The sequence below is a fragment of the Tepidibacter mesophilus genome (genome assembly GCF_002724055.1).
In the GTDB taxonomy this organism is placed as follows: domain Bacteria; phylum Bacillota; class Clostridia; order Peptostreptococcales; family Peptostreptococcaceae; genus Tepidibacter_A; species Tepidibacter_A mesophilus.
The window spans coordinates 246,540-270,708 of record NZ_BDQY01000001.1; the positions used below are offsets into that span (position 1 = coordinate 246,540).

Here is a 24,169-nt window from a genome sequence, read left to right on the forward strand (position 1 = left end):
TTATCACTCCTACATTTCATTTAATTCTTCAAGTAAAAAATTTCTAGCTTCAATAGTTCTAGGATGAATAATCTTTTTTATAGAAATAACATATTTTATAGTATTATCAAAAGCTACAAGCAAAGCTTTATCTAAACCTTCATTATACGCTATATTTCTAAGTTCCTCTACTCCATCATAGTTTCTATTAGGTTCGATAAAATCGGCTAAATATATTATTTTTTCAAGTTTACTCATGTTTTTTTTACCTGTTGTATGGTATGTTATAGCTGATAAAATATCGTCATTATTGATTCCAAATTTTTCTTTACAAAGATAAGCACCTATTTTACCGTGTGCAAGCTCAGTTTCTTTTTTTTCGATATCATCTAATAATATATCATACTTTTCAACTAAATGTAATACTTCTTCCTTGTTTAGACATTTTGCGCAGTCATGTAACAATGCTGCAATTTCTACTTTTTCTAAATCTTCTTTATAAATACACGCCAATTTTTTAGCACTTTCAACTACTCCTAGTGAATGTTTAAGTCTTTTTGTCGTTATTGTTCCTTCTAATATTTGTATCATCTCGTTTAATTCCATAATATCTCCTATATAAATTATTTTTATAAATATATTTTTCCACATTTTCAGGAAGTAAATACTTAATAGATTCTTCTTTTTTGATTCTATTTCTCAAATCAGTAGAAGATATATCCAAAGAAGGAACATATATATTAAGTATATTAGCATTGTATTTTTGTTTTAACTGATTTATTTTTTGATTTACATCATTACATTCTATCCCAGGTCTTGTTGCTCCAACAAATGTAGCTAATTCAAAGTTTTTATCAATATATTTCCAGCTATCTATATCGCACAATGCATCTGCACCTGTTATAAAAAATATTTGAGAGTTTTTATAAATTTTTTTTAATTTTTCAAGAGTATCAACAGTGTACGTCATCCCATCTCTTTTTATTTCAATATCTGATGTTTCAAAATAAATATTGCTCATAGTAGCAATCATAGTCATATTATATCTATGTTTTTTTTCTATTATTTCTTTTTTAGATTTATGAGGTGGATTTCCAGATGGCATAAATATAATTTTATCCAAATTATACTTATTTCTAACAGATTCAGCTGTTACCAAATGACCATAATGAATAGGGTTGAAAGTTCCTCCCATTATACCTATTTTTTTCAAATTTATATTATTATGTAATTTCTTTGATTTTTTATTATTGATAATAATAGCTTTTTTCAAAATATCCTTCACATTCATTTAAACACCTCTTTTATATTACTAACTTACACATTATACAATATTTCTTTTAAAATTTAAAGATATATAAGTTAATTTAAAGCGTTTAAGTTAATATGAGTCTATTAATTATATTATTCACCAAAAATCTGAAATTCTATAAAATACTAACACAATATTATTTTTGGAGGTTTTTAGCATGAATGATTTTAAAGAATACAAAATAAAACGAAATGACACACTTTCAAAAATAGCGAAAAAATTTAATACTACTATAAAATCTATATTAACAGCAAATTCAGATATAAGTTTGAATGAAATAAAAGAAGGAGATATTATTGTAATTCCATATAGTTCCGACATAGTTAATACTAGTATAGACTATACTTATGATGTTTTAGAAAAAGATCTAACAGATTTAAAAAAGATATACCCTTTCTTAGAGATATCTACCTGCGGAAAAAGCATTCTTGACAAAAAACTATATTCAGTTAAACTAGGAAATGGACCTAATAAAGTATTTTATAATGCATCTCACCATGCCCTTGAGTGGATAACAACCCCTATTTTAATGAAATTTATAGAAAACTTTTCTAAAGCATATTCTAAAAACAGAATAATAAGAGGATATAACCCAAAAGATATTTGGGAACAAAGTACGATTTATATAATGCCTATGGTAAACCCAGATGGAGTTGATTTAGTTTTAAATGGACTTTCAGAAGATAATCCTTATTATTATGATCTGATAAAATGGAATAATGGAAGTACAGATTTTTCTAAAAATTGGAGCGCTAATAATAGAGGTGTTGATCTTAATCATAATTACGATGCTTCCTGGGAATTATCAAAAGAAGCAGAGAGTATATATGGGATTTATGGTCCTGGGCCTACAAGGTATTCAGGAGAATATCCTGAGTCGGAGCCAGAATCAAAAGCAGTTGTAGAATTCACTAGAAGTTTAGATCCTAGATTAGTTCTTGCTTACCATTCTCAAGGAAAGGTTATTTACTGGAATTATATGAACGAAGCTCCACATCAAGCAAAAGATATAGGTAAATCTTTTTCTAAGGTTAGTGGATACATTTTAGATGAACCTTATGGGATTACTTCTTATTCTGGATATAAAGATTGGTTTATTAAAGAATACAAAAGACCAGGATACACTATAGAGGTTGGGAAAGGAACAAATCCACTTCCTATATCTCAATTTCGTAAAATATACAATGATAACGAAGAACTTTTATTATTAGCATCTATTATATAGTTTCTTACTAAATATAAAAAATTCGTTTTATGCTAACGCATAGCTCATGTCGCCAACGAGTCCTAACGGGCTCCGTTGCTCAAAATAGTTGATGCTTTCGCTTATCTATCAATATTATGTGCAAATTAAAAATTATATAGTTTCTTACTAAATATAAAAAGGATGATTTTATGCCAAAAATAACAAAAATAGAAGAACAAAAGAATACAGATAGAGTAAATCTGTATGTAGATGATGAGTTTTTTATGGGCTTGTATAAGGATTTAGTATACACCTTAAAATTAAAAAAAGGGAATGAGATAGATAAAGACTCTATTGAAAAAATAATAGATGATGAGATGTATTTAAAAGCCAAGAATAAAGCTTTAAGTATACTCTCTAGATCGTCACAATCACAAAATAATATAATATATAAACTCTCAAAAAATGAATTCGATGAAAAAACCATAGAGAGGGTTCTAGATTTTTTGAAAAAATACAAATTTATAGATGATGAAAATCTAGCTAAGAGCATAGTAAAAGATAAACTTAATATAAATAAATATGGTAAAAACAAAATCAAACAAACTTTATATTCTAAAGGAATTGATAGTCTAACAATAAATACTGCAATTGAATGCGAGATAGACGACGAAAAAGAATTTGAAAACGCACTTTACCTGGGAAATAAAAAATATCAAAAAATAAAGAATGAAGATAAAAATAAAATATACCAAAAATTGTCTAACCATCTCACTTATAAGGGCTTCGGGTATGATATCGTTAGAAAGGTAGTAAACAAAATCATGAATACTGAATTTTAAGTATAATAATACCCGTATTAATTTTAGTTAATACGGGTATTATTTATAGAATCCCATTATTTAGGTAAATCTATTTTAGGATTTTCAATATTCTTCTTATATATGGTGAATTTTGATCCTATAGCTTGAACAAACTCTCCTCTTACTGCTTCTGCTACTGCATTTGCAGTTTCCTTTGTATCAAGTCCACTATTTTCAAGCACTGTAACTTTGACTATTTCTCTAGCTTCAAGTGCATCTTCTAATTGACTTAAAAACGATTCTGTAACGCCATCCTTGCCTATTTGAGTTATAGACTTTGTTTTATTTGCCATAGCCTTTAAATGTGATCTTTGTTTTCCGTTTAACATAACATCCTCCATCCTACTCGTAGTATTCAAATTCTAAATCATATAATCTTACTGTATCTCCATCTTGAGCACCCATATTCTTTAACCTTTGGAATACACCTTTTTTCTCCATTATTTTTTGGAAATATTGTACAGATTCCATATCTTCAAAGTTAACAGAATATAAAAGTCTTTGAAGAGACTTTCCTTGTATTACAAAAACTCCATCTTCATTAGTTATATCTATTTCTTCTTTCTTAGGTTTTACATCTTCTTCTTTTAACATTTCCTCTTCCGATACCAGTTCTATATCTTCTGTCTTTTTTACAATAGTTCCAGCATAGTTTATTACCTCATCTATACCTTCTCTTGTAGCAGCAGACATAGCAAATACCTTGTATCCTCTTTTTTCAATTTCTTCTTTGAATTTTTCATAATTTTCTCTAGCTTCAGGTATGTCAATTTTATTTGCAACTACTATTTGAGATCTAGTAGTTAATTTATCATTGTATAGTTTTAATTCTTCATTTATCTTATTAAAATCATCTATAGGATCTCTACCTTCTATTCCAGATACATCTACTATATGAATAAGTACCTTAGTTCTTTCAACGTGTCTTAAAAATGCATGACCAAGACCGACTCCTTCATGTGCTCCCTCTATAAGTCCAGGTATATCTGCAAGAACAAAAGAATCTCCAAATTTAGTTTCAACTACTCCTAAATTAGGCTTTATAGTAGTAAAATGATAGTTTGCAATTTTGGGTTTAGCCTTTGTAACAACAGATAAGAATGTTGATTTACCTACATTAGGAAATCCAACCAACCCAACGTCAGCTATCATCTTAAGCTCTAATATAACCCATCTTTCTTGAGCTTCTTTCCCAGCTTCTGCAAAACTTGGAGCTTGTCTTATAGCTGTTGTAAAGTGTGTATTCCCTCTTCCTCCAGCTCCACCTTTAGCAACTATAGCACGGTCTCCATGCTTTCTTAAATCTGCTATTATAAGATTTGTTTCCTCATCTCTTATCAAAGTTCCTGGAGGAACTTTAAGAACTAAATCTTCTACAGACTTACCATGCATTTTTTTCTTTTTTCCATCTTCTCCATTTTCAGCGTTATACTTTGTCTTGTATCTAAAGTCCATTAATGTTCTCAATCCTTCATCGACTTCAAATACAACATTACCTCCGTTACCACCGTCTCCTCCAGCAGGTCCTCCAGCAGGAACGTATTTTTCTTTTCTAAAAGCTACTGCTCCATTTCCACCTTTTCCAGATCTAACGAATATCCTAGCCTTATCTATAAACATTCTTATCACCCTTTATTCAAGCTCAATTTCATATATCAAATAACCTTCTTCAATAATAACTGCTGTAAAATCTGAATTGAGCTCTTTTTTTATACTTTCAATGTCTTTTAAACACCCAAGAGCGACTTTCAATATGAAACACTCTGATGTTTCTTCAATATAAATTATATATTCTTCAAATTCATTATTATTATTCATATAATCAAATATTATATCTAATGCTTTTTCCATGCATACTAAGCTTTTTGATACTTCTTTATTTTTAAAATCTTCTCTTCTAGCATTAGTATATATATCAAAATCTATATTAACACCTTGCTTTCGGCATTGATTTAGTTTTTTTTCAAGTATTAAATATAAGCCTATACAACTTATATTAGAAATTTTAGAATTTATAGATGCTTCAGTTCTAACTTTGTTTATATATTCAACAGCTTCATCTATTTTATTAAGCTTTATGTATCCAAATATTATTTGTATTTCATTCAAAAAATCATGTCTTTGCTGTTTTAATAAATCATCTATTAAATTCCAGTATTTTAAATCCAAATCATTAATTTTTTCCAAAAAAAGCCCTCCTAATATTAACTTATATTTATCTTATTCTACTAATTGAAAGGGCAATCCTCTTTTAAATTTTTTATTCATTATAAAGCAATTTTTATCTTACACTTTACAGCATCGATTCTTTTGAAATTTATTACTAAAACTATATCTATATTTTTAAAAACATATAATTTGTTATTTAAAAGATAGTAATTTCCTATTCATTATAAAGTAACCTTTATCCAATATATAAAGTATATTACTTTGAAATCCACGCAGAAATTGCTTACTAAATTTGGAATTTCGCAATTTCCTATTCATTATAAAAAGGAGTGTTTAAAAACACTCCTTCTTAATTATTCAGCAGCAGCAACTGGATATATGCTAACTTGCTTTCTTTTTTTGTCTTTTCTTTCGAACTTAACTACACCATCAACCTTGGCAAATAATGTATCGTCTCCGCCTCTTCCTACATTAGTTCCTGGGTGAATTTTAGTTCCTCTTTGTCTAACTATTATACTTCCAGCAGTAACAACTTGTCCGTCATATCTCTTAACGCCAAGTCTTTTTGATATAGAGTCACGTCCATTCTTAGAAGAACCAACTCCTTTTTTGCTGGCAAATAACTGAAGGTTCATTTTTAACATCATAATTACACCTCCTCTTCTTTAATTTTTATATAAGAAGAGTATTCTTCTTTTATATTTTTAAGTCCTAATACCATAGTCTCAAGTATAGGATTAATTATGTTTCTTTTATCACTTGAAATATCAAAAGGTATTTTACATTGAAGTTTCCCATCACTGATTTTATACTCCGATTCTACTTTCGCATACTCGTGTATCCCTATCAGTACTGTTTGAGTCAATACCGAAACTGCTGCGCAGACAATATCTTGTCCGTGTTGCGAGAACCCAGCATGACCTCTTACATCAAATTCAACTATATCACTTTCGAAATTTCTTCTTATCACAATTTTAATCATAGAATTAAGCGTTTATCTTTTCTATAACTAATTTAGTGAAAGGTTGACGATGTCCTTGCTTTCTTCTGTAGTCTTTCTTAGGCTTGTATTTGAAAACTATAACTTTTTTAGCTTTTCCTTGCTCTAAAACTTTAGCCTCAACTTTAGCTCCATCAACTACTGGATTTCCTACTACAAGATTTCCGTCTTTAGAACAAACTAATACCTTGTCTAAAGTAACAACATCTCCTGCATTAGCTTCTAATTTCTCAACGAATATTACGTCTCCTTCAGAAACTCTGTATTGTTTTCCACCTGTTTCTACTATTGCGTACATTATGTTACACCTCCTCAAACCAGTCTCGCCAATTCTAGGTACCTAATTAGGATTTTGTAACCCGGATTGTGCGGCTACTTACTACAGATATAAATATTATCAAAGTTTTCATTTGTTGTCAAGAAAATTTTTACTTTAATATGTAGTTATTATATCGTTTGGATTCAAATCCTTATCCTTTGCAAATTCAATGTTAATATTATAGTATTTAGATATTTCTTTTATATGTTTAAAGTCATCTTCTTTTACTATATCAAATATATATTCTGAAGATTTAAATAAAACATTTTCAAGATTTGTGTGATTTTTAATTCTTATTATTTCCTTTTCTATATCGCTTAATATTTTATTTTTAGACTTTAAGTGCCCTTGCCCACTACAATAAATACATTCTGATTCAAAGTACTTATCTAATGTGTTGTTAGATTTTTTTCTAACAACCTCTACAAGACCTAAGTTTGTCATTCCTAAAACTTGTGATCTTGTTTTATCTTGGTTTAAGTTAATTTGGAGTTTTTTTAGGATCTGCTGTTTATAACTATCTTTTCTCATATCTATAAAATCTATAATTATAATTCCAGCTATATTTCTAAGCCTTATTTGTCTAGCTATCTCTTTACATGCTTCTAAATTAGTTTTAAATACAGTTTCATCAAGCCCTAATTTGCCTGTAAATTTACCTGTATTAACATCAATAACAGTCATAGCCTCTGTTTTATCTATTATTATATAAGCTCCGTTTTTTAGCCAAACCTTCCTATTTAAAGCAGTTTTTAAGTCTTTCTTTATTTTGTAATAATCGAATAAATCAAGTCCACTATCAAAGTATTCAACCTTATTTTTAAAAGATTTATCTATTTTAGTTAAAACACCAACTACTTTTTCATATTCTTGTTTATTATTTACAACTATTTTTTCAAAGTCTGGTGTGAAAATATCTCTTATAACCTTTAATGTTAAATCCAAATCTTTATACAGAAGCTTTGATCCCATACCTAGTTTGTTATATTTTTGAATTTCATCCCAAGTTTTCAATGCTTCATTTAAATCATTTTCGAAGTCTATTTTTTGCTTGTCTGTAGCTTCAGTTCTTATTATAACTCCCATATTTTTAGTATCTATTTCTTCTATTATAGATTTAATTCTTTGTATTTCTTCTTTGTCTTTTATCTTGTTTGATATAGCTATATCATCTCTTGTAGGCATTAATACTAAATATCTACCAGGTATACTTATTTCTTGAGTTATTTTTGGACCTTTGTTGCCTATTGCTTCTTTGTTAACTTGAACAAGTACTTCTTGTCCTGTTTTTATACTATGACCTTTAGAAAGCTTTAAATAAGCATTTTTATCAATGCCTATATCTACAAATGCAGCTTCCATTCCAAGAAGAACATTTTTTACTATTCCTCTATATATATTTCCTTGTAGTTTTTCATCCATTTTATCTTGGATAAATAAATCTACTAGATTATTATCCTCAACATAAGCAACCCTAGATTGATATAAACCAACATCTACTAATAAACTCTTCATTAAATCACTTCCTACATAGGTACTAAAAATTTATTATTATCTTCTATATACAAATCATTTCTAGTTATTTTAAGATTTTCAATATCTATACCTATATTAGCAAATCCGTTTAACTTATCAACTAATACACTTGGATTTAAGTTCGCACTAGATCCAGTTGCAACTAACATATCTAAAGTAAGTATATTTTCTTCTAAAGATACTACTTTTAATGTTTTTATCAATGGTCTTATATTTACTTCTTTTAGTTTTCCTTTTTTGTTCTTTTTAATATTTATTATTTCATCAAGCTTCATAAATTCATCAACTTTAGTCTTTATAGATTCGATGTCTAAATCTGAATTTATGTTCATACTTATTATATATGAGCCATGGCTTATAGACGAACTCAATGAAGGAGTTATAGTCTTATCTATGAACTTTACCTTTTGAATTTTTATGCCATCAGGAAGTGCCTTATTTACCCTAGTCAAGAACTCATCAGCTTCAACTATTTCTTCAAGTTCAACATCAATATACTCTCCATAACTTGTAACTCCTAAAGATAAAGCCTGTCCAAATGAAATTTTTGGATGAGGATTAAACCCTTGAGAGTATGCTACATTGATACCAGCTTTTCGTAAAATTCTTTGAATTAGTCTTTGAAGATCTAGATGAGATATATATACCATGTCTTTTTCTTTAACAAGCTTACATCTTATAACATTCATTAGCATAACCCCCTTGCTAAGTCAGTATTTATACCACAAGCATTACAGTCATGTCTACAATCAGTAGTTAAAGCCTCAGTCTTTGAAAGTTCATTTTCTCTTACTAAGAATTTTTTACTAACACCTACGTCCATATGATCCCAAGGGAATACTTCATCATACTCTCTATGTCTATTAGCATAAAAAGCTATATCTATATTATTTTCTTCAAAAGCTTCTACCCATAAATCAAACTTAAAGTGCTCATTCCATCCATCAAACTTACATCCTTTTTTATATGCATCATAAATAACCTTACCTATTCTTCTATCTCCTCTTGCCATTACAGCCTCTAATAAACTCGTTTTTCTATCATGGTAATTATATTTAATATTTCTATTTTTTAATTTCTTAGTTAAATGTATTTGCTTTTCTCTAATCTCTTCTTGAGTGTCTTGTCCATGCCATTGGAATGGAGTAAATGGTTTTGGAACGAATGTAGATGTGCTCACTGTAATCCCAAAGTTTCTAGTTAACTTTCCTTCATGAACATCTCTGTATATATCCATTACCTTATAAGCAAGATCCTTAATACCATCTAAATCATCATAGCTTTCTGTAGGAAGTCCTATCATAAAGTAAAGCTTTACACTATTCCATCCCTTTCCAAATGCCTTCCTAGTTGCATTCTCAAGATCGAATTCAGTAATTCCTTTATTTATAACATCTCTAAGTCTTTGAGTTCCAGCCTCTGGTGCAAATGTCAATCCACTCTTTCTAACCTCTTGAACCTTATGTGCAAGTTCTAAAGAGAAGTTATCCAGTCTTAAAGATGGTAGTGATAGCGCTATTCTTTGTTTCTTAGAATACTCTTCAATTAAATGGTCTGTTATATGCTCAAGATCTGAGTAATCACTAGTACTTAAAGATGCTAAAGACATTTCTTCATGTCCAGTACTTTCAATTAGTTTTTTAGCAATCTCTTTTAGTCTATCTACACTTCGTTCTCTTACAGGTCTATATACCATTCCAGCTTGACAGAATCTACACCCTCTTGTACATCCTCTAAATAGCTCAAGCATTATTCTATTGTGTACTATATCTATAAAAGGAACTACTATTTTTTCTGGGAAAAAACATTCATCTAAATTCTTTATTATTCTTTTTTGAATTTTTTTAGGTATATCATCTTTTGACGGATTAACACTTTTAACTGTATTATCCTCATTATATTCAACCCTATATAAAGAAGGAATATATATACCATCTACATTTTTAGCTAAATCATATAAGAATTCTTCTCTAGATTTATCTGTATCTTTCCATAGTTTATATTTATCTACTACTTCTAATAACACTTCTTCTCCTTCTCCAAGAGAAACTATATCAACAAAATCAGCTAGAGGCTCACTATTATAAGCACACGGTCCTCCAACTAATATAAAAGGATCATTTCTTTTTCTATCTTTAGCTAAAATCTCAACCTTAGCTAAATCCAATATATTTAATATGTTTGTATATGAAAGCTCATACTGCAGCGTAAATGCTAAAAAATCAAAATTGGTAATAGGCTCCCTTGATTCTAATCCAAACATCGGAATATTATTCTCTCTCATTTTTTCTTCCATATCAATTGCTGGAGAAAATATTCTTTCACAGAAAATATCATCTCTTTCATTTAAAACTCCATATAATATTTGAAGTCCCAAATGACTCATTCCTACTTCATATACATCTGGAAAAGAAAATCCAAACCTAATTAAATCTTCTCTTGCTGTATCCTTATGATACGAATTTATTTCATTGCCTAAATATCTTGCAGGCTTTTCAACCTTCATTAAAATATCATCTAAGTTCACCTTTTTGGTCATATATTTTCAATACCTCCGTCACTTTTTTGTGTAATACATTTGAATATTCTTTAAAGTCAACATTATATTCTAATACTGTCTTAAGCTGATTTGTATATCTTTGACTGTCGTATATATTTAATTTTGTCCCAAAAGCCAATAAAACAATTATACATGAAATTATAAACTGTATCAAAACTTTATTAACTATATTTCTATTTTTATTAAATCCCTGTTTTTTAAACCTATTTTTTCTTAAATTTCTTTTAAACTTATTTTTTCTAATCACAATAAACCCTCCTTAACATATACATTGAATTTTAATTTCCGCTCAAATAGATAACCTTGTAACAGATATGTAATCGCCTTATATTTAATTGTATGAATATTATTCCTATATTATTTTAATAATTAACTTATATAGCAAAATTTAATCTAGAACTTATCCATATTTTGTGATTAAATTAATGTTGTACGGGTATATAGAAAACATAATAAATTTGGGAGGTATTTTATACATGGAATCATTTAAAATAAAAAACAATATTCATTGGACAGGAGTATTAGATCCAGGTCTTGAAGTATTTGATATTATAATGAAGACAGAGTTTGGAAGCACTTATAATTCATACTTTATAGACGATGAGAAAAAAGTTTTAATAGATACCGTTAAAGCAAATTTTAAAGGTGAATATCTTGAAAAGTTATCTAAATTAACTGATATTAAAAACATAGATTACGTGATAATAAACCACACTGAGCCAGATCACTCTGGATCTTTAAAGTACTTACTAGAAATAAACCCTAATATAGAAGTATATTGTACTAAGGCTGCAAGTATATTCCTAAGTGAACAAGTAAATCAAGAATTTAAATGTCATGTTATAAAGGACGGAGAAGAACTTGACATTGGAAGCAAGAAACTAAAATTCGTAACAGCACCATTCCTTCACTGGTCTGACACTATGTTTGTATACAGTGAATCTGATAAAGTGTTATTCTCATGTGATGCATTTGGTTCACACTATGCAAGTGTAGATCCTAAAGTTGTTCATACTGATGATTATAAGAAATCACTAAAGCATTATTATGACTGTATAGTAAAGCCTTTTGCAAAACACGCTTTAAGTGCTATAAATAAAGTTAAAGATTTTGAAATAGATACAATACTTACTTCTCACGGGCCTATACTATGTGAAGATATAAATTATAATATACAAAAGTATACTGAGTGGTCTACTGAGGTAGTTAAAACTTCAAACCAAAAGAAGGTTGCCCTACTTTACTTATCAGCTTACAAAAACACTGTTTTAATGGCTGAGAAGATAAAAGAAGGTTTAGAGTCTGAAGGAGTTTCTGTAGAATTTTTAGATATAGAAGATGAAAGTTTAGAGACTATACATGATGTAATAAATATGTCTAAAGGCCTTTTACTTGGATCTCCTACTATAAACAAATCTATGGTAAAGCCTATGTGGGATGCTTTATCAATAATAGATCCTATGGCTAATATGGGTAAAATTTCTGGAGTATTTGGTTCATTCGGATGGAGTGGTGAAGGAATTAAGATGGCAGAATCTATGCTTAAGATAATGGGCTTTAAGATGCCTGTTGAATCTGTAACAAAGAAATTTTCACCATCAGAAGAGACTTTAACTCAATGTGTGGAATTTGGTAAGGAATTTGCAAAACATATATAGCTAATAAAAAAATCCGTAAATCATTGTTATTTACGGATTTTTTAGTTTCTTTTTAATATATTTTCATGACACTCATTCATTTTATTGACATTATTTATTTTTATATGTACTATCCTTTTTTAAAGATTTAAAAGTCTTTCTCAATACACAAAATATAATTACTGTAATAACCATGCTTCCTGTAACCTGTCCCAATGATCTAGCAATAACATTAGCATCAGATTTATTGATTATAGTTAATAAATTAATTAAACCTTTTACCAAGTTAATTGATGACACTAGCAAGCATAAACCTAATGCAAACATAATAATTATTTGTATTATTTTTTTCAAGATATACTGTCCCTCCTTAAAGATCAAATTTGTTTTAAAAAGAGATTATATAATAATATGTAATATATTTCAACCAAATCCAATAATTAGTATGATATTATTAAAAAACAGATTCTTATCCCTCTCAAAATACAGTCACTAAAGAATCTAAAACGTTACTAGTATTTTCATATATATTTTTTCAAATAGTCTATTAAATCTTCTACACTATCTGCAATATATTCTAAAGATGAATATATCATAGGATTCAACTTTTCATTAATAAAAGCTTCTCGTTTATCTGTATGAAGTCCTACCAAAATCCTATTCTTTTTAACAAATTCTTTATGTGCATGTGCCATACCTAAGGCTACAGCTGCCCCACAAAGTAATGGTGCTGCAAAGTAAAGTAACATTTTTAATTCAATTCCTTTCTTAGATATTATAATTTACGAATTTTGTTTATATTCTTATCCTCTTAGAGTTGCAATTATTCTACTTGGTTTTAATATCAAATCAAAAGCATCTTCTATGCTCTTACACACAATATCTGCTTTCATTAAAGATTTTGCAGAGCACCCTTCTACTCCCATTACTATAATTGATATTTTACAAGCTTCAAACATTTGTCTATCATTAAAGCCATTTCCAATGCATATGCAATTTTCTGCTCCAAGTTTTTCTACAATTTCTCTTTTATTTTCTGCTGCATTTGAGTTATCAAATATTTGTATTTGAACAGGCATATTGAAACATTGATTTGCTACGGTGCCATGGGTATCCGCAGTTACTATATATACTTTTATTCCTTGACTATCTATAACTTCTATTTTCTCTTTTACTGAAGGGATAACTTTTCCATCACAAGCTATAGTTCCATTATAGTCTAGTAAGAGATTCTTAATTTTTATTATTCCTCTTCCTGGTATATTGATTTCCATTTCAAATGCCTCCTTAATCTCTAGTTTATATGTTAACATAAGTATACATTCATTTATTAATATATATTTTATTTTTTTATATACTGGGCATTTTACTTTATTATTTTTAAGCACTGCCTTCACTCATATTCTATTGCATATCGTAATAGAAAAAGGATGTATATAAAAATAACTATTCCATTAGTGTTATTTTTGTATACATCCTCATTCACACATGTTTACTTACATATTTATATTTTTGATTCTTTCTACTTATTTAAATTATAATCAACTATTTTCATATCTGTAAAATAATCTTTTAATTTGGAAACAAAAGACAGTTAACAAAAAGTCTTTCATATCCTTCAGATGCTCCTAGTTCCATATAATCTATTTGATGAGCTAGTTCTTCAATTTCTTTCTTTGCCTCAACAGACATGAGTGCCATATATGCTCCTGTTTTAGAAGAATTGCCTACATACACTAATTTTTCTTTAACCTCTTCTGGTAAAATACCAGTTCCCACCAAACTATCAGCAGGCAAATGAGCTCCAAATTGTCCTGCTATAATAATTTTATCCAGTTCATTAATATCAATATTTGCCTGTTTTAATAAAGCATAAAACCCAGAAAGAATAGCTCCTTTTGCTAATTGTACTTGGCGAACATCTGATTGTGTAATTAATAATTGTTCTGGATTGCTTTTTAAAATAAATTCTCGCTTTTTTCCATCTAATTGAATCATATCATAGCGATAGTCTAATTTTTCTATTTTTTCTTTTTTTATAAATGCACCATCTTTTTTTACGATGCCTGTACGAATTAGTTCCTTAACAGCAGCTAATATACCACTACCACATACTCCAATTGGTTCTTGATTCCCTATAACTTTAATTTCAATCCCTTTTTCAGTGATTTTTACATCTTCGATTGCACCCTCTGCTGCCCTCATACCTGAACTAATATTCATCCCCTCTAAAGCTGGACCCGCCGCACAAGAACAAGATAGTAACTTTCCATGATTGGATAAAACAATTTCGCCATTAGTCCCAATATCTACAAATAAAACGTTTTCCTTGGCTTTATGTAATTGACAAACATATACACCCGCTACAATGTCTGCACCTATGTAGGATGAAACTGATGGAAGACAATATAGTCTCGCCCCGGAGAATACCTCTAAACCAATTTCTTTTGCTAATATATTTTTTGACTTTACAAATACCGGTACATATGGAGACTTTCCGATAAATTTCGTATCTATCCCTAAAAGAAAATGCATCATTGTACAATTTGCTGCAATAGTAATTTCATAAATATTTTTTTTATCTATTTTAGATTTGTTACAAATATTCTCAATCATTTCATTTATAGAATTTACAATTGCACGTTGTAGTTTTTCTTTAGAATCCTCTGGATTTTCTAGTCCGTAAGTTATTCTAGTTAATACATCCAGACCAAATTTCTTCTGAGCATTAATCATTGAATCTGTAGCCAATTCATTACCCGTCTTCATATCAATCAATGATGTTACAACTGTTGTAGTTCCAATATCAATAGCAACTCCATAGAGAAGTTCTGTAGTATCACCTGATTCAATTCCAATTAATTTTTCTCCACTAAAAACTCCAGTTACTTCTCCATCTATAATTTCATTATTCTGTAATAAACGCCAATCAAATTTTTCAATACCAAATGTATTGTATATAGAATCTTCAAACGATATTTGATTATCTAGTGTACGTTTTTCTATTTCAAAAATCTTTTTATGAATCGAAGGATTAAAGTCAAAATCAGGAGTATAACCCGTTGTAAGAATCTCATGCCTTCTTTCTTTTTGTAATATTTCAATTACAATGTCTTCTTTTGGTACTACAAGACAAGATAATCTTACCCCTTCATTAATTTCTTCCTTTTTTAAAAGTCTTCGTTCTGTTTCTAATATATCAGGTAAATTTCCTTCCACAATTCTAACCTTACATTTACCACACGATCCCTTTCCGTTACAAGGGTTATCAACGAAAATTTCATTTTCTAATAAAAGTTGTAATAAATTTTTACCCGGTACATATTCAAATATTTTATTCTGGTTCTTAATAGAAATCTTAGGCATCTATAACTGCATCTCCTTTTGTTAAAGATTCTATCATTGTTTTTATGTTTTTTAGAGGGGATCTCATTCCAAGTCCACATGCGGGTGATATAATATCCGCCCCATCTTTTACACATTTTTGAGTTAGCTGAGCAATTTTATTCGGCTCTCCAAATTCAATTGTATAAGTACTTACATTCCCCATTAGCAATCTATCTTGCAAGTTCTTTCTTGCATAACTCATATTAACTATAGAATCAAAACTTAGGACATCACTTTTTATTTTACTAACTTCTTTATATACATTCTTCATTTGGCCACATATATGTACAATCGTTCCTTTATTTTCTTTTTGTACACTATCTATAATTTTGTTAATGTATTTTACAGCAAATTCTTCAAATAGCTTTGGCCCTAAGATTTCACCTGTACCACTAGGATCCGAAATAGCAATTATATCCGCTCCTGCTTCTATTTGTTTTTTTGCAAATATAATCAACTGATCTGTAACAAACTCTACAAATTTATGTGCCTCACTATTTTTTTTCCTTAATTCTTTATAAAAGATAGTAGGTTCCATTATGGAGCTTGCCGTACTTATAGGCCCAGTTAAATTTCCTATAATGGGTACACCTTTATTCTTAAGTTTCAACAACTTAATTGCATCAACCACCACTCCTGCTCTTCCTTGTTGATAATTAATTTCAGGAATTTTTCCCCATTCACTTACAGAGCTAATCGCGTATTCTACAACATGAGGTTCATAAATGTTTGTTCCCATGTCTACTTTCGCTCCAAAATCCTCAGCCTCAATAGTCATACAAAAAGGAACTCCATAATTTTCAAAACAGCCTTTTTCATATACCGCAGTGGCTAAATCAGCCATCATTTGCGAATTCATATGAGCTTTTGGAAATTCTATTCCCACTTGTTCCATTAGTTCTGTTGTAACCATATTCATCATGCCTCCAGGACAAATACATGGTGGCCTATCAACTTTTTCTCCTATTAAGACCTTATTTAATCGTTCTTTCGGCGATAACATATCTCTCCCACTCCTTTTTATGCTATATCAAGCAAATCTTTTACTAATTTAACTGCCTCAACTGCATTATGAGAATAACCATCTGCACCTATTATATCGGCATAAGTTTTTGAAATTGGTCCCCCGCCTATAACAACTTTAACTTCATTTCTTATACCAGCTTCTTCTAATAGTTCTATAACCGTCTTCATCCCTCCCATTGTTGTTGTCATCAATGTTGACATACAAACAAATGCAGCATTTACTTCTTTTGCCTTATTAACAAAATTTTGTAACGGAACATCTCTACCCAAATCAATCATATCAAACCCAGCTGTCTCTAACATGATTTTTACTAGATTTTTTCCTATATCGTGTGTATCTCCTTCTACAACCCCTATTATTCCTTTTGGTTTTTCTTTTTCTACTTCATCTGAAGGAAGATGTGGTCTTAAGATTGATAAACCTTCATACATTGCATCTGAACATAATAATACATCCGTAACAAAATATTCTTCATCATCATATAATTGACTTGCACGGTTCATACCATCTACAAGTCCTTCCATAATACCATCGAATATTCTATATCCAGCCTCTATATATTCATTACATGCTTCAATTACATCATCTTCTTCCATATCTACTACACCATCAGATAATCTTTTTAATAAATCTTCTTTTGATACTGGCATTATTTTTCCCTCCATTTTTTATTGCTTAATAAATTTATATTTTATAAAAAATTTTTTGGATTTAAAGGCCACTTTCCATATTTTCTAGCAGAAGCCATAAACTGATCAATATTCTCTAGAGGAACATTGCCTGAAAGATCACACCCCGATGCCAAAATATATCCTGAAGGACTATCATATCCTTTTTGTATACAATTTTTTACAGCTAAATCCACATCATTTGTATCCCCCAAAATTAACGTCTCTACGGGATCTACATTACCAAGAATAGGAACTTTATCTCCTACCACTTGTTTCGTATATGCCAAGTCCACCTTATTATCAATACTAAGCATATCACAACCTGATTTCACCATATCTCCTACAATCGATGTTGTATCTCCACAGATATGGTAACAAACCATTCCATTTGCATCATGAATATCTTGCATTAAATCTATAGTGTATGGTAAAACAAATTCTAAGTATTGTTTTTGATTAAGAATTGTTCCTGATGCAATAGGGTCACAAAGTAGAATAATAGCACCTTCTTTTATAAACTCTCTATAAATCATTTTTAATCCTTCGTTACAGAATTTAATTAATTGATGTAATTTTTCAGGATTTTTTCTAGTTGCTCTTAACAAATTTTCTGTTTTATATATACTTGCAGCAGCAGTAAAAGGTCCAGATATCAAAACTCCAGTTGGAACTTCTTTTCCTACTTTATCAATTAAAATTTTTGTAGCTTCTATATGCAATTGAAATGCTTTGTCGTTTTTCAGCTCCAATTTTGACATATCTAGTTTATCAACATCATTTAAATCGTCTAAAGCATATTTCATAATTGATGGTACTGAGTCCTCTGGATCACTCATTTTGCTCCCTAGAGCTGCACCTACCCCATGTAATCCATATTCAATAACCGTTAAGTCATTTCCAAATCTTTCATAACAAGCAATTTGTGCTCTCGCTTCATTTAAAGCACTACTTCTTTTTTCCTTATGAGTCATCCCTAATGCTAGTCCAGACATAGAACAAGCAACTGGCATAGCTAAAATTCTGTCCATAGGTTTTCCTGTCATAAATGCAGTCAATCGTTCATTTGGTGTCATCTTATCATCTTTGTGCATATAATACCCTCCCTTTTCAGATTAATTTTAGTCTGTTAAAGCAAATTAATTGTTTTTATTACCCCATTCTTTAATTGGAATTCTTTATTTTTAATACACATTTGTCCAACAAATTTTGCCTCACCGATTACTTTAATACAGGCTTCAGAATATTTCATAGATTCTTCCAAAGAAATATCTTTCCACTCTGCTTTATCTGTTCCTAATAATGCAAAAGTAGTTTTTGGGCAAAGTAATACTACTGTTTGGTCATTAACCAGTTCTTTCATTTCTTTCAATAATGGATAAGTAAACATTTCTACTACTTGTTCTGAAAATTTTGGACCTAAAATATTTAATCCTCCAGAAGAATCAGCATAACTTATCATATTGACTCCTGATTTTTGGGCTTCTTCAACAAAACGCAATATTTCATTTTTGAATTTATTTAAAATATCTCTCATAATTTCAGGGTTCTTTCTAAATGTTTTAAAAATATGGCGTGGGTCAATTAAAACATTCATAATTGTAAAAGGTCCTGAAATATATAAAAGAACATTTTCTCCTTGATTTCTTAAGTATCTGCAAGCTTTTAAAACTTCTGCTATACGTCCTTTTGAATAGTCAATTTCAGGTAAGCTTAATATTTCTTGAGCAGTTGTGCATATATAGTCCTTAGCTCTTGGGCCTATGTTCTCATCTCCAAAATTAATGATTCCACCCATTGCTTCGCCTTCAACCGTATGGCAAAATGGTAATTCACAAAACATTGATTTATCATGTTTTTTTAACTCCTTTGATATCAAAGCCATACTATCCCAATTTTTATAAGCTTCTGGGAATTGTAAATCTACTTTTTCTGTAACTTCTCTATTAATCCCTATAGAATTGTTATATGTACACTTAAAATCAATAATTTCACCCATATTAATCCCCCCAACTTCTTAATGGAACAATTTCAATATTTTTTGATGACTTAAATTACTACCAATTACAGCCACCTTCGTCCCATTGCACCTTTCTAGGTACTCCCAATGATAATGATGCGGAGTAAAATCAAAGTATATAAATTGATTCATATCAAGTTTCAAAATTCCTTTGGCTCTCAAAATAAAACCATACTCCTTGTTATTTAAAGAATCCAACATGTTATCAATTTCTTTACCTGAAAAAATTCTTGGATTGTCCACAGAGACAGTCGTAAATACCTTATCAGCAGGCATTAATGCACGTTTTTCTTTTGACTCAATCTTGCAACTTTTAATAGTATTTAGTATCTCAATTATTTTTTCCCCATTATAATCAGACCAGTCCTCATTAAGAATGAATGCTGTCTGATTATTTAACCTTATTTTAGAAACTACTTTTTCAATTTCTTTGTGATTCATTTCACCAAAATGGCTCAAAAAAATTATATTAGCATTTTGAATTTGGTCTAAATAAAAAGATCCAAAATTTTCTATATAATCATCAAATGCACTTACATCTACAATCGTAATTAAATGATTTATAATTATATCTAAATTAGAATTTTGTGAAATTTCCACACAAGCTTTTACAATATCGGATAAACTCCCAACCCCAGATGGCTCTATCAATATATTCTCCGGTTTATATTCTAAAACTAATTCTTCTATGTTTTTTTTAAAATCTTGTACTAGACTGCAACAGATGCATCCCGCATAAATTTCTCTAACAGGAAGTTTGTCATGAATCAAATCCCCATCAATTCCAATATCACCAAATTCATTTTCAATTAACGCAACTTCCCCTTTAATCTTAGGTATAATTTTTTTTAAAAACGTAGTCTTTCCAGCCCCTAAAAATCCAGAAACGATATTTATATTAATACTCAATTTAAACCTCCTTTGAACTAAAATAAAACCGTGTTCAACACTTCAAATATTTCGTCAATAACCGTCAAATAATTGCAATGCTTGAAATAATTGTAGCACTTTAAATAATATCAGTCTAATATGTATTTTTTATAATTCCATACACTTGTATAGAATTTTCCTATAATACAATTAAAAATATATACTAGTTGATTCTATTATATTTGACATCCATAAAAATTTTTTCATTATAGGGATCTAATCTTATTAAATAGACTAAAATAAAAAAAGATGTACACGAAAATAAATATTTATTAGTTTTATTTTCATATACATCTTCTTTAATATAGACTTTATTTTTTAACTACATCCCGTTGTTGTACCACAATTTCTACAAATATAGCAAGTTCCATTAGGTATAATGCTCGTGCTTGAACAGTTTGAGCATGTTACTTTCTTATATTCTGTTAAATTCTTCTTCTCATATATTTCTATAGAAGTTTGTTTATTATTTCCTTTCAATGCCTTAACATATTCTAAAAGTTGATTATATGTCATATCTTCTAACTTATCGCTTTTAGCACGCTTATATTGATTAAGTGGTTGACTGGCTTTAGAGCCATCTCTATATAAAGAAATACATTTTACTCCTAACTCAAATGCTTTTTTATATACCTCTTTAAAATCATCTATACTAGCTTCATTAGGAAGATTAACAGTTTTACTTATTGCTCCTGAAACAAATGGTGTCAGTGCTGCTACCATCCTAACATGACCCATTGATGATATGAACCTTTTTCCACTTCCACATTTATTAGCTGTATCAAATATAGGGAAATGCTCTTCTCTTATATGAGGTGCTCCTTCTATTTTTCCATCTATTATTTTTTTATATTCATATCCATTTTCATCGATAGTTTCTTTTCCCATTACATAATTTACTATATCTTCTATCTGTTTTTTACTGTATCCTAGTTTTTCAAGTGTTATAGGAATATATGGATTTATAAATTCCATAAACCCTCCCCCTACTAATTTTTTATATACCACATGTGCAAAGAATGGCTCTATTGAAGTAGTAGCACAGTCCATAGCAAGAGATATAGTTCCAGTAGGAGCAATAACACTTACTTGAGCATTCCTATATCCATATTCTTTTCCAGTTTCAACTGCCTTTTCCCATACATCTTTTAAAGTTTCACTTAAATCATTTTGTTTCTCATCTATTAATATTTCATGATTTACTTTAATTGGACTATACCCTAAACCTTCATAAGAAGAATCAATGGCTCCAGCAGCTATAGCATGATTTTTTATAACTTTTAACATATGATTTTTATTGATTTCATATTTAGAAAAACTACCTACTTCTTTTGCCATTAATGATGATACATAATAAGATTGACCTGTCATAATTCCAACTAAAGAAGTTGCTATCGTTCTTGCATTATCTGAATCATAAGCATGTCCCATGATAATATGAAGAGAACCCGTATTTGCAATTCCAAGTCCTGTAGTTCTAAACAAATGTGATCTTCTTGCAATATCTTCCGTTGGAAATTGACCCCAATGAATAGTTGATTCAAGAACTAATTGAATAAGACTTATTACATGTAAATATCCATCTATATCGAATTTATTAGTTTTTGAATCATAAAATTTCACTATATTTATACTAGCCAAATTACATGCAGTATCATCTAAAAAGTGATATTCACTACAAGGGTTTGATCCTTTTATTTCTTCCTTCTCACCATTTTCTCCTAACGGACATGTGTTCCAATCATTTATTATATCGTGAAATTGAATTGCTGGATCTGCACATCTCCATGATGAATAATTTATCTCATCCCATAAATCTTTTGCACTTATTGCTTTATTTACCTTTGAATCTACTCTCCCCTTTAACTCCCAAGAATCATCTTTATCTTTTCCTATCATTTTTTTCATCAACTCGTTTGTAATCCTAATAGAATTATTTGAATTTTGCCCTGATACAGTTGAATATGCTTCTGAATTAAAATCAGTATCATACCCCATTTTGCCAAGTGCTAATACCTTATCTTCTTCTTTTGCTTTCCATCTTATAAAATCTATAATTTCAGGATGATCTCCATCCATGATTACCATTTTAGCTGCTCTTCTTGTTGTGCCACCAGACTTTATTGCTCCTGCATTAGCATCAAATACCTTAAGAAAACTCATAATACCAGATGATGTTCCTCCTCCAGATAAAAGTTCACCTTCTGCACGAATACTACTAAAATTACTTCCTGTTCCCGATCCATGTTTAAAAAGTCTTGTTTCAGTTACTATTTGATCCGTTATAGATTTATCTCCAAGTAATTTGTCCTCTATATTAAGTATAAAGCAAGCACTACCTTGTGTCCTTGTATATGCATCCGTAGACTTTACTACCTTTTCCTTTTTTATATCATAATAAAAATGACCTTCTGATTCTTTATCTATTCCATAACTTAACTTAAGTCCAGTATTGAACCACTGAGGAGAATTTGGTGCAAACATCTGATTTATAAGCATATAAGAAACTTCATCATAGAATATGCTTTTATTTTCAGTATCTATTAGACCTTCATCTAAAGCACTTTCAGTCCAAAAATTCACCATTCTATGAACAACTTCTTTTAAAGATTTTTCATAACCATATTCATTATTAACACCAGTTTTTCTAAAATACTTACTAGCAATAATATCACAAGCGTTTTGACTATAAAACACGGGAAACTCCAAATTGTCTTCTTGAAATAATATATTGTTGGTTTTATAATCAAACATTTTTACCTCAACTGTTTTCCAATCAAATAAATCATATACAGTTAATTTTTTATTTTCTTCTAACTCTTTTGTATAATATCTTTTAATTAAATTTTTTATATTCATAAATTCAGCTCCTACTTAAAATAATAATTCCTTTAAACTATATACCAATATAAAATAAAACCAAACATTTTTCTCATTATATTGTGTTTAGTGTCCTATTTTTTTATTCAAAGCACAATATATAGTATTTACTTCAATTGAATTTTTAAACATTAGCTGATATTTTCATAGTCATTTTTTACTTTTGTTGCATATATAAAGTATTCGGATAAAATCCAAGTTTTTTATAAAAACCTATTGTAGCTTTATTTTCTTGAGATACTGTTACCCCAATTGCCTTACAATTTTTTTCATTCATCCATTTTATATGTATGTCTACAAGTTCTTTTCCAATTCCATTACCTCTACACTTCTCATCAACATGCAACGATGCAAGCTCTCCATTGTCATCAGTTATAGTTGATATGCAATACCCAATACACTTACCATTATTTTCTACAACAGTTATTTTCATTGTATCCTTATCAAATTCACCAAAGGCTTTTATTCTCTCATCAAATCTAATAAATCTATATGCTTCCTTAAAATATTCTGAAGTATTTTCATGATACTGTCTATTTTTTTCCCAAAGATTCTTTATTATTTCAACATCTTCATAATTAATATCAAATATTTCATTCATTATCCTTCACCTCTTTATAATATATTTCATAAGTACAAATAAGAATTTATTGTTATATTTTTTATTATTCAACTATAAAAAAGAATATGTATAAA

General features: G+C 29.3%; 26 protein-coding genes. 3 read left to right on the forward strand and 23 right to left on the reverse strand.

Translation table 11 applies throughout. From position 1 onward, the window contains the following. Nucleotides 1–9 precede the first annotated feature (9 nt). Both yqeK and nadD read right to left on the reverse strand, forming a co-directional pair. On the reverse strand, nucleotides 10–585 hold the full coding sequence (yqeK, locus tag Tmeso_RS01165) for a bis(5'-nucleosyl)-tetraphosphatase (symmetrical) YqeK (protein WP_099187416.1): 576 nt from the start codon (nucleotides 583–585) through the stop codon (nucleotides 10–12). Then, entirely contained in the window at nucleotides 527–1,270 is a 744-nt protein-coding gene (nadD, locus tag Tmeso_RS01170) for a nicotinate-nucleotide adenylyltransferase (protein WP_099187418.1), read from the reverse strand. Before nadD ends, yqeK begins: the two co-directional genes overlap by 59 nt. Before the next feature lie 178 nt (nucleotides 1,271–1,448). On the opposite strand from nadD, the gene Tmeso_RS01175 reads away from it, so the two are divergent. Both Tmeso_RS01175 and recX read left to right on the forward strand, forming a co-directional pair. Then, nucleotides 1,449–2,516, forward strand: coding sequence for a M14 family metallopeptidase (locus Tmeso_RS01175; protein WP_099187420.1), 1,068 nt, complete (start codon nucleotides 1,449–1,451; stop codon nucleotides 2,514–2,516). Nucleotides 2,517–2,686: 170 nt separating this feature from the next. After that, a complete protein-coding gene (gene recX / locus Tmeso_RS01180; protein WP_099187422.1) occupies nucleotides 2,687–3,319 on the forward strand; it encodes a recombination regulator RecX in 633 nt (210 codons plus the stop codon). A gap of 56 nt (nucleotides 3,320–3,375) precedes the next feature. Here recX and Tmeso_RS01185 read toward each other — a convergent pair whose 3' ends face one another. The 10 genes from Tmeso_RS01185 to Tmeso_RS01230 all read right to left on the reverse strand — a co-directional run bounded on the left by Tmeso_RS01185 (nucleotide 3,376) and on the right by Tmeso_RS01230 (nucleotide 11,171). Further along, nucleotides 3,376–3,669, reverse strand: coding sequence for a YhbY family RNA-binding protein (locus tag Tmeso_RS01185; protein ID WP_099187424.1), 294 nt, complete (start codon nucleotides 3,667–3,669; stop codon nucleotides 3,376–3,378). A gap of 13 nt (nucleotides 3,670–3,682) precedes the next feature. Then, nucleotides 3,683–4,960, reverse strand: a complete 1,278-nt coding sequence (obgE, locus tag Tmeso_RS01190; RefSeq protein WP_099187426.1) for a GTPase ObgE — start codon at nucleotides 4,958–4,960, stop codon at nucleotides 3,683–3,685. A gap of 12 nt (nucleotides 4,961–4,972) precedes the next feature. Continuing rightward, on the reverse strand, nucleotides 4,973–5,527 hold the full coding sequence (locus tag Tmeso_RS01195) for a Spo0B domain-containing protein (protein WP_187296178.1): 555 nt from the start codon (nucleotides 5,525–5,527) through the stop codon (nucleotides 4,973–4,975). A 335-nt stretch (nucleotides 5,528–5,862) separates the two neighbouring features. After that, nucleotides 5,863–6,153, reverse strand: coding sequence for a 50S ribosomal protein L27 (gene rpmA, locus Tmeso_RS01200; RefSeq protein WP_099187636.1), 291 nt, complete (start codon nucleotides 6,151–6,153; stop codon nucleotides 5,863–5,865). Between the two features lie 5 nt (nucleotides 6,154–6,158). Next, complete coding sequence (locus tag Tmeso_RS01205; protein WP_099187430.1) at nucleotides 6,159–6,491, reverse strand: ribosomal-processing cysteine protease Prp; 333 nt, start codon at nucleotides 6,489–6,491, stop codon at nucleotides 6,159–6,161. Nucleotides 6,492–6,495: 4 nt separating this feature from the next. After that, nucleotides 6,496–6,807, reverse strand: a complete 312-nt coding sequence (gene rplU, locus Tmeso_RS01210; protein WP_099187432.1) for a 50S ribosomal protein L21 — start codon at nucleotides 6,805–6,807, stop codon at nucleotides 6,496–6,498. A gap of 135 nt (nucleotides 6,808–6,942) precedes the next feature. After that, the gene (locus Tmeso_RS01215) at nucleotides 6,943–8,343 is read right to left on the reverse strand and encodes an Rne/Rng family ribonuclease (RefSeq protein WP_099187434.1); all 1,401 of its coding nucleotides are present in this window, start codon (nucleotides 8,341–8,343) and stop codon (nucleotides 6,943–6,945) included. An 11-nt stretch (nucleotides 8,344–8,354) separates the two neighbouring features. Continuing rightward, complete coding sequence (locus Tmeso_RS01220; RefSeq protein WP_187296179.1) at nucleotides 8,355–9,053, reverse strand: TIGR03936 family radical SAM-associated protein; 699 nt, start codon at nucleotides 9,051–9,053, stop codon at nucleotides 8,355–8,357. Further along, entirely contained in the window at nucleotides 9,053–10,903 is a 1,851-nt protein-coding gene (locus Tmeso_RS01225) for a TIGR03960 family B12-binding radical SAM protein (RefSeq protein ID WP_099187438.1), read from the reverse strand. The genes Tmeso_RS01220 and Tmeso_RS01225 overlap by 1 nt, the downstream gene beginning before the upstream one ends. Then, nucleotides 10,878–11,171 carry a hypothetical protein gene (locus tag Tmeso_RS01230; RefSeq protein WP_099187440.1) on the reverse strand — a complete coding sequence of 98 codons (294 nt, stop codon included), beginning with the start codon at nucleotides 11,169–11,171 and terminating at the stop codon, nucleotides 10,878–10,880. Before Tmeso_RS01230 ends, Tmeso_RS01225 begins: the two co-directional genes overlap by 26 nt. Nucleotides 11,172–11,400: 229 nt before the next feature. Here Tmeso_RS01230 and Tmeso_RS01235 point away from each other — a divergent pair, with 229 nt between their 5' ends. Further along, nucleotides 11,401–12,582: an FprA family A-type flavoprotein gene (locus tag Tmeso_RS01235; protein ID WP_099187442.1), complete on the forward strand. Its 1,182-nt coding sequence runs from the start codon at nucleotides 11,401–11,403 to the stop codon at nucleotides 12,580–12,582. A gap of 90 nt (nucleotides 12,583–12,672) precedes the next feature. Here the strand turns inward: Tmeso_RS01235 and Tmeso_RS01240 are convergent, their stop codons facing one another. The 11 genes from Tmeso_RS01240 to Tmeso_RS01290 all read right to left on the reverse strand — a co-directional run bounded on the left by Tmeso_RS01240 (nucleotide 12,673) and on the right by Tmeso_RS01290 (nucleotide 24,074). After that, nucleotides 12,673–12,915, reverse strand: coding sequence for a hypothetical protein (locus tag Tmeso_RS01240; RefSeq protein WP_099187444.1), 243 nt, complete (start codon nucleotides 12,913–12,915; stop codon nucleotides 12,673–12,675). A 167-nt stretch (nucleotides 12,916–13,082) separates the two neighbouring features. After that, entirely contained in the window at nucleotides 13,083–13,310 is a 228-nt protein-coding gene (locus tag Tmeso_RS01245) for a hypothetical protein (RefSeq protein WP_099187446.1), read from the reverse strand. Between the two features lie 54 nt (nucleotides 13,311–13,364). Beyond that, a complete protein-coding gene (locus tag Tmeso_RS01250; protein WP_242967794.1) occupies nucleotides 13,365–13,835 on the reverse strand; it encodes an HAD family hydrolase in 471 nt (156 codons plus the stop codon). A gap of 298 nt (nucleotides 13,836–14,133) precedes the next feature. Beyond that, complete coding sequence (locus tag Tmeso_RS01255) at nucleotides 14,134–15,927, reverse strand: ASKHA domain-containing protein (RefSeq protein ID WP_099187448.1); 1,794 nt, start codon at nucleotides 15,925–15,927, stop codon at nucleotides 14,134–14,136. Continuing rightward, nucleotides 15,920–16,951, reverse strand: coding sequence for a methylcobamide:CoM methyltransferase MtbA (locus tag Tmeso_RS01260; protein WP_099187450.1), 1,032 nt, complete (start codon nucleotides 16,949–16,951; stop codon nucleotides 15,920–15,922). The genes Tmeso_RS01255 and Tmeso_RS01260 overlap by 8 nt, the downstream gene beginning before the upstream one ends. A gap of 17 nt (nucleotides 16,952–16,968) precedes the next feature. Further along, complete coding sequence (locus Tmeso_RS01265) at nucleotides 16,969–17,625, reverse strand: corrinoid protein (RefSeq protein WP_099187451.1); 657 nt, start codon at nucleotides 17,623–17,625, stop codon at nucleotides 16,969–16,971. 41 nt (nucleotides 17,626–17,666) lie between these two features. After that, on the reverse strand, nucleotides 17,667–18,737 hold the full coding sequence (locus Tmeso_RS01270) for a uroporphyrinogen decarboxylase family protein (protein WP_099187453.1): 1,071 nt from the start codon (nucleotides 18,735–18,737) through the stop codon (nucleotides 17,667–17,669). Between the two features lie 35 nt (nucleotides 18,738–18,772). Then, nucleotides 18,773–19,642 (reverse strand): uroporphyrinogen decarboxylase family protein, encoded by an 870-nt coding sequence (locus Tmeso_RS01275; protein ID WP_099187455.1) that lies wholly within the window; start codon nucleotides 19,640–19,642, stop codon nucleotides 18,773–18,775. A gap of 18 nt (nucleotides 19,643–19,660) precedes the next feature. After that, on the reverse strand, nucleotides 19,661–20,572 hold the full coding sequence (locus Tmeso_RS01280; protein ID WP_099187457.1) for a GTP-binding protein: 912 nt from the start codon (nucleotides 20,570–20,572) through the stop codon (nucleotides 19,661–19,663). A gap of 339 nt (nucleotides 20,573–20,911) precedes the next feature. Continuing rightward, nucleotides 20,912–23,452, reverse strand: a complete 2,541-nt coding sequence (locus Tmeso_RS01285; protein WP_099187459.1) for a vitamin B12-dependent ribonucleotide reductase — start codon at nucleotides 23,450–23,452, stop codon at nucleotides 20,912–20,914. A 178-nt stretch (nucleotides 23,453–23,630) separates the two neighbouring features. After that, nucleotides 23,631–24,074 carry a GNAT family N-acetyltransferase gene (locus tag Tmeso_RS01290; RefSeq protein WP_099187461.1) on the reverse strand — a complete coding sequence of 148 codons (444 nt, stop codon included), beginning with the start codon at nucleotides 24,072–24,074 and terminating at the stop codon, nucleotides 23,631–23,633. Between the last annotated feature and the right edge of the window lie 95 nt (nucleotides 24,075–24,169).

Bases quoted from the DNA above. Each gene is read 5' to 3' on its own strand.
- yqeK (WP_099187416.1), bottom strand. From the start codon at position 585: ATGGAATTAAACGAGATGATACAAATATTAGAAGGAACAATAACGACA.
- nadD (WP_099187418.1), bottom strand. From the start codon at position 1,270: ATGAATGTGAAGGATATTTTGAAAAAAGCTATTATTATCAATAATAAA.
- Tmeso_RS01175 (WP_099187420.1), top strand. From the start codon at position 1,449: ATGAATGATTTTAAAGAATACAAAATAAAACGAAATGACACACTTTCA.
- recX (WP_099187422.1), top strand. From the start codon at position 2,687: ATGCCAAAAATAACAAAAATAGAAGAACAAAAGAATACAGATAGAGTA.
- Tmeso_RS01185 (WP_099187424.1), bottom strand. From the start codon at position 3,669: ATGTTAAACGGAAAACAAAGATCACATTTAAAGGCTATGGCAAATAAA.
- obgE (WP_099187426.1), bottom strand. From the start codon at position 4,960: ATGTTTATAGATAAGGCTAGGATATTCGTTAGATCTGGAAAAGGTGGA.
- rpmA (WP_099187636.1), bottom strand. From the start codon at position 6,153: ATGTTAAAAATGAACCTTCAGTTATTTGCCAGCAAAAAAGGAGTTGGT.
- Tmeso_RS01205 (WP_099187430.1), bottom strand. From the start codon at position 6,491: ATGATTAAAATTGTGATAAGAAGAAATTTCGAAAGTGATATAGTTGAA.
- rplU (WP_099187432.1), bottom strand. From the start codon at position 6,807: ATGTACGCAATAGTAGAAACAGGTGGAAAACAATACAGAGTTTCTGAA.
- Tmeso_RS01215 (WP_099187434.1), bottom strand. From the start codon at position 8,343: ATGAAGAGTTTATTAGTAGATGTTGGTTTATATCAATCTAGGGTTGCT.
- Tmeso_RS01220 (WP_187296179.1), bottom strand. From the start codon at position 9,053: ATGAATGTTATAAGATGTAAGCTTGTTAAAGAAAAAGACATGGTATAT.
- Tmeso_RS01225 (WP_099187438.1), bottom strand. From the start codon at position 10,903: ATGACCAAAAAGGTGAACTTAGATGATATTTTAATGAAGGTTGAAAAG.
- Tmeso_RS01235 (WP_099187442.1), top strand. From the start codon at position 11,401: ATGGAATCATTTAAAATAAAAAACAATATTCATTGGACAGGAGTATTA.
- Tmeso_RS01245 (WP_099187446.1), bottom strand. From the start codon at position 13,310: ATGTTACTTTACTTTGCAGCACCATTACTTTGTGGGGCAGCTGTAGCC.
- Tmeso_RS01250 (WP_242967794.1), bottom strand. From the start codon at position 13,835: ATGGAAATCAATATACCAGGAAGAGGAATAATAAAAATTAAGAATCTC.
- Tmeso_RS01255 (WP_099187448.1), bottom strand. From the start codon at position 15,927: ATGCCTAAGATTTCTATTAAGAACCAGAATAAAATATTTGAATATGTA.
- Tmeso_RS01260 (WP_099187450.1), bottom strand. From the start codon at position 16,951: ATGTTATCGCCGAAAGAACGATTAAATAAGGTCTTAATAGGAGAAAAA.
- Tmeso_RS01265 (WP_099187451.1), bottom strand. From the start codon at position 17,625: ATGCCAGTATCAAAAGAAGATTTATTAAAAAGATTATCTGATGGTGTA.
- Tmeso_RS01270 (WP_099187453.1), bottom strand. From the start codon at position 18,737: ATGCACAAAGATGATAAGATGACACCAAATGAACGATTGACTGCATTT.
- Tmeso_RS01275 (WP_099187455.1), bottom strand. From the start codon at position 19,642: ATGGGTGAAATTATTGATTTTAAGTGTACATATAACAATTCTATAGGG.
- Tmeso_RS01285 (WP_099187459.1), bottom strand. From the start codon at position 23,452: ATGAATATAAAAAATTTAATTAAAAGATATTATACAAAAGAGTTAGAA.
- Tmeso_RS01290 (WP_099187461.1), bottom strand. From the start codon at position 24,074: ATGAATGAAATATTTGATATTAATTATGAAGATGTTGAAATAATAAAG.